Raw genomic sequence first — 4,749 nt, 5'->3', positions numbered from 1 at the left:
GCCGCGCTGGACGGCGTCCAATGGGAAGTCATCTTCGTCGACGACGACTCGCCCGACGGCACGGCCGCCCGCGTCCGCGAAGTCGCCCGCCGCGATTCCCGCGTGCGCTGCGTTCAGCGCCTCGGGCGGCGCGGGCTGACATCCGCCTGCGCGGAAGCCGTCCTCGCCTCCTCCGCACCCTATGTCGCGATCATCGACGCCGACTTGCAGCACGACGAGACGCTGCTTCCGCGCATGCTCGAACTTCTGCGAAGGGAGCCGGAAACGGATGTCGTGATAGGCAGCCGCTACACCGAAAAGAGCCTGTCCGAAGGGTTCACGCGCGTGCGGCAGGCGATGAGCTACATCGCCACGCGCCTCGCGCAGACCATCCTTCGGGCGAAGCTTTCAGACCCCGTGTCCGGCTTCTTCATGGCGAAGCGCGAAGTCTTCGAGGGCTCGATCCGCAGCCTCTCCGGCATCGGCAACAAGATCCTGGTGGATGTGTTCGCGTCGTCGCCGCGACCGCTGAAGTTCAAGGAACTCGCCTATCAGTTCAAGGCGCGCCTCCACGGCGAGAGCAAGCTCGATACGCTGACCGTGTGGGAATACCTCGTATTGCTCGCCGACAAGAGCCTCGGGCGCATTGTGCCGGTGCGGTTTCTGCTGTTCAGCCTTGTCGGCTTCAGCGGGGTACTCGTGCATCTCGGAGTGTTGCGCGCGGCCCTCGTTGCAACGCCGCTTTCATTCGCGACATCGCAGGCGCTCGCGACCCTTGTCGCCGCGATCTCGAACTTTTTCCTCAACAATTGGCTGACCTACCGCGACAAGCGCCTGACCGGCTGGCAGATTATCCCGGGGCTCATCACCTTCCTGCTCGCATGCAGCGTCGGCGCGGTGGTGAATGTAGCGTTCGCGGAAACGGTCTTCGAGCTGACGGAACTGTGGTGGCTGGCGGGCATCGCGGGCGCGGCGGTCAGCGCCGTGTTGAACTACGCGACGACATCGATCTTCACCTGGCGGAAGCGGTAGCGGCGCGAACGCTGGTAGCCAGCGACGGACGACGATAGGTGTTAGCGAGACACGATGACCTTTCTCTTCATCAAAGCGATGGTTTCCGCTGCAATCATTGTGGCCGTCTCGGAGATCGCAAAGCGCAATTCAACATTGAGCGCTCTCGTCGTGGCGCTGCCATTCGTGTCAGTGTTGAGCATCGTCTGGCTCTGGGCTGAAACGGGCGACCGCGCGAAAATCGCGGCCCTTTCCGAAACCACCCCGTGGTTCATTCTGCCGAGCTTGCCGATGTTTTTTCTCATCCCCGCGATGCTGCGCGCAAATTATGGCTTCTGGATTACGCTCGGAGCGGGCCTGTTACTCACCGCCACGCTCTACCTGCTGATGACCGCGATTCTCGCACGCTTCGGCGTAAACCTGTAATCGGAGCAGGTGGCCCCTTCCAATTTGCGTTCGCTGTGCGTTATAGCGGCGCAAAAAGGCCGGACGAGCGCCCGGCCTTCTGTCTCTTGAAACGGCGGTGTGAACCCCGCGCATCAAGCCGCGAGGCTGAACGGGCGGTCGTTGATGATAAGCCCGTCCGAACCCGCCGTGATGCGCACCGTGTCGCCATCCTTCACCGCGCCCGCAAGGATCAGCTCCGACAGCGGATCCTGCACCGCGCGCTGGATGACGCGCTTCAGCGGCCGCGCGCCATAGGCCGGCTCATAGCCGCGATTCGCGAGCCAGGTCCGCGCCTTTTCGTCCACTTCAAGCACGATCTTGCGCTCGTCGAGCAGCTTCTGAAGACGCTTGAGCTGGATGTCCACGATCGCGCCCATCTCGTCGCGACGCAGCCTGTGGAACAGGAGGATGTCGTCGATACGGTTCAGGAACTCCGGCCGGAAGTGCGACCGCACCACGGCCATCACCTGCGCCCGCACCTCGGCCTCGCTCTCGCCCTCCGGCTGGTTCACGAGATATTCCGAGCCGAGGTTCGACGTCATGATGATGATCGTGTTGCGGAAATCGACCGTGCGGCCTTGACCGTCCGTCAGGCGGCCATCGTCGAGCACCTGAAGCAGCACGTTGAACACGTCCGGGTGCGCCTTTTCGATCTCGTCGAACAGCACGACCTGATACGGCCTGCGCCGGACGGCTTCGGTCAGCGCTCCGCCTTCCTCGTAGCCGACATAGCCGGGAGGCGCGCCGATGAGGCGAGCGACGGAGTGCTTCTCCATGTATTCCGACATGTCGATGCGCACCATGGCGCTCTCGTCGTCGAAGAGGAAGGCCGCAAGCGCGCGTGAAAGCTCGGTCTTGCCGACGCCGGTCGGCCCGAGGAACATGAACGAGCCGATGGGCCGGTTCGGGTCTTGCAACCCCGCCCGCGCGCGCCGCACAGCGGTCGCCACGGAGCGAACCGCCTCTTCCTGGCCGATCACGCGCTTGGCGACTTCGTCCTCCATGCGCAGCAGCTTGTCCTTCTCGCCCTGGAGCATCTTCTCCACGGGGATGCCCGTCCAGCGCGATACGACACCCGCGATGTGGTCCGGCGTGACCGCCTCTTCGACCATGCCGGGTTTGCCCTCGCCCGCGCTTTCCATCGCCTTTAGCTTCTTCTCAAGATCGGGGATGACGCCGTAAGAAAGTTCACCCGCGCGCGCGAGGTTGCCCTTGCGCTGTGCCTGCTCAAGCTCGTTGCGGGCAGCGTCGAGTTCTTCCTTCACCTTCTGTGAGGAGGCGAGCTTGTCCTTCTCGTCCTTCCAGCGGCGCGTGAGGGAATCCGACTTCTCTTCGAGATCCGCGAGATCCTTCTGAAGGCGCGCGAGACGATCCTTCGACGCGGCGTCGCTTTCCTTTTTCAGCGCCTCGCGCTCGATTTTGAGCTGAATGATGCGCCGGTCGAGTTCGTCGAGTTCCTCGGGCTTCGAATCCACCTGCATGCGCAGACGGCTCGCCGCCTCGTCCATCAGGTCGATGGCCTTGTCGGGCAGGAAGCGGTCCGTGATGTAGCGGTTCGACAGCGTCGCCGCTGCGACCAGCGCCGAGTCGGTGATGCGCACGCCGTGGTGAAGCTCGTACTTCTCCTTGAGGCCGCGCAGGATGGAGATGGTATCCTCCACCGTCGGTTCGCTCACGAATACGGGTTGGAAGCGCCGGGCGAGCGCCGCGTCCTTCTCGATGTATTTGCGGTATTCGTCGAGCGTGGTCGCGCCGACGCAGTGCAGCTCGCCGCGCGCCAGCGCCGGTTTCAGCAGGTTCGACGCGTCCATCGCGCCCTCGGCCTTGCCCGCGCCGACAAGTGTATGAAGCTCGTCGATGAACAGCACGACGCCGCCTGCCGCCGCAGTGATTTCAGAGAGCACCGCCTTGAGGCGCTCCTCAAACTCGCCGCGATATTTCGCGCCTGCGATCAGCGCGCCCATGTCGAGCGCGAGCAGCTTCTTGTCGCGTAAGGATTCCGGCACGTCGCCGTTCACGATGCGCAGCGCAAGCCCTTCCGCAATGGCGGTCTTGCCGACGCCCGGCTCGCCGATCAGCACCGGATTGTTCTTCGTGCGGCGTGACAGCACCTGAATGGTGCGGCGGATTTCCTCGTCGCGGCCGATCACGGGATCGAGCTGGCCTTTCGCCGCCGCATCGGTGAGGTCGCGAGCGTAGCGCTTCAGCGCGTCGTAAGCCTGCTCGGCGGAAGCGCTATCGGCGGTGCGGCCCTTGCGTAGATCGTTGATCGCGGCGTTGAGCCCGGTTGGCGTAGCGCCCGACTCGGCGAGAATTTTTGAGGTCTGCGCGTCCTTCTCCATCGCGAGCGCGAGCAGAAGCCGCTCCACCGTGATGAAGCTGTCGCCCGCCTTCTCCGCGATCTTCTCGGCCTGATCGAGGACGCGCGCGAGTTCCGGCGCGATGTAGATCTGGCCCGCGCCCTGCCCCGATACCTTCGGTATTTTGGCGAGCGCCTGCTCGACGCGCGCCAGCGCATCCTCGGGGCGGCCGCCCGACTTGGCGATCAACCCCGCGGCGAGGCCTTCGCTGTCGTCCAGCAGGACTTTCAGAAGGTGTTCGGGCGTAAGTCTTTGATGTCCTTCGCGCAGGGCGAGCGACTGCGCGGACTGGAAGAAACCTTTCGAACGGTCGGTCAGTTTCTCGAAATTCATGGTAGCCTCGGTGGCTGCAATGCACAGCCGCGTATCTGGACAGGAAGCATGTTGATGCCGTCATATATGGCAGCATCAATCGTCAAAAAAAGGCTTCAGGCGCTCGCATGTCCGCTACGCCCAAGATAGTTTCACTGGTCCATTATCCCATGAAAGGGATGAACGGGATCGACGCGCCGAAGGCAGACTTAACACCCGGTGAAGGCATCCCTTTCGACCGGATCTATGCCATCGAGAACGGCGGCCACGCTTTCGACACGCTGCACCCGAAATGGTTCCCCAAGGTTCATTTCCTGCAACTGATGCGAAGCGAGCGGTTGGCAAGCCTGCGCCTCGCCTTCGACGAGGACAGTCATACACTCACGCTGTTCCGCGATGGGCGACAAGTCGCGCGAGGCACGCTGAAGACGAAGCTCGGCCGTCAGATGATCGAGCAGTTTCTCGCGGCCTACATGAAGGACGATCTGAAGGGGCCGCCCCGCATCGTGCACGCGGACGGCCATCAGTTTACGGACATTTCCGCGAAGGCGCTGCATCTTGTCAATCTGGAGACGGTGCGCGACGTGGCCCGCGTCACCGGCGTGGATCTCGATCCGGCGCGTTTTCGTGCGAACCTCTA

The 4,749-nt window shown here is 63.3% G+C and carries 3 protein-coding genes and 1 pseudogene; 3 read left to right on the top strand and 1 reads right to left on the bottom strand.

The genetic code is table 11. The annotated features are described in order from the left end of the window. Positions 1 to 1,011 (top strand): glycosyltransferase (locus T281_RS16255; protein WP_037241940.1); only part of this gene is annotated, 1,011 nt, incomplete at its 5' end. A 54-nt stretch (positions 1,012 to 1,065) separates the two neighbouring features. Next, the gene (locus T281_RS16250; RefSeq protein ID WP_037241939.1) at positions 1,066 to 1,416 is read left to right on the top strand and encodes a DUF3147 family protein; all 351 of its coding nucleotides are present in this window, start codon (positions 1,066 to 1,068) and stop codon (positions 1,414 to 1,416) included. Between the two features lie 113 nt (positions 1,417 to 1,529). On the opposite strand, the gene clpB is transcribed toward T281_RS16250, so the two are convergent. Next, positions 1,530 to 4,130 (bottom strand): ATP-dependent chaperone ClpB, encoded by a 2,601-nt coding sequence (gene clpB / locus T281_RS16245; protein ID WP_037241938.1) that lies wholly within the window; start codon positions 4,128 to 4,130, stop codon positions 1,530 to 1,532. Between the two features lie 158 nt (positions 4,131 to 4,288). On the opposite strand from clpB, the pseudogene T281_RS18980 reads away from it, so the two are divergent. Then, positions 4,289 to 4,749, top strand: a pseudogene (locus T281_RS18980) (MOSC domain-containing protein); the annotation flags it as partial.

The organism is Rhodomicrobium udaipurense JA643, from assembly GCF_000636015.1.
Lineage (GTDB): Bacteria > Pseudomonadota > Alphaproteobacteria > Rhizobiales > Rhodomicrobiaceae > Rhodomicrobium > Rhodomicrobium udaipurense.
Note: the sequence above shows the minus strand (reverse complement) of the source record. Positions and strands in the feature narration are given on the sequence as shown.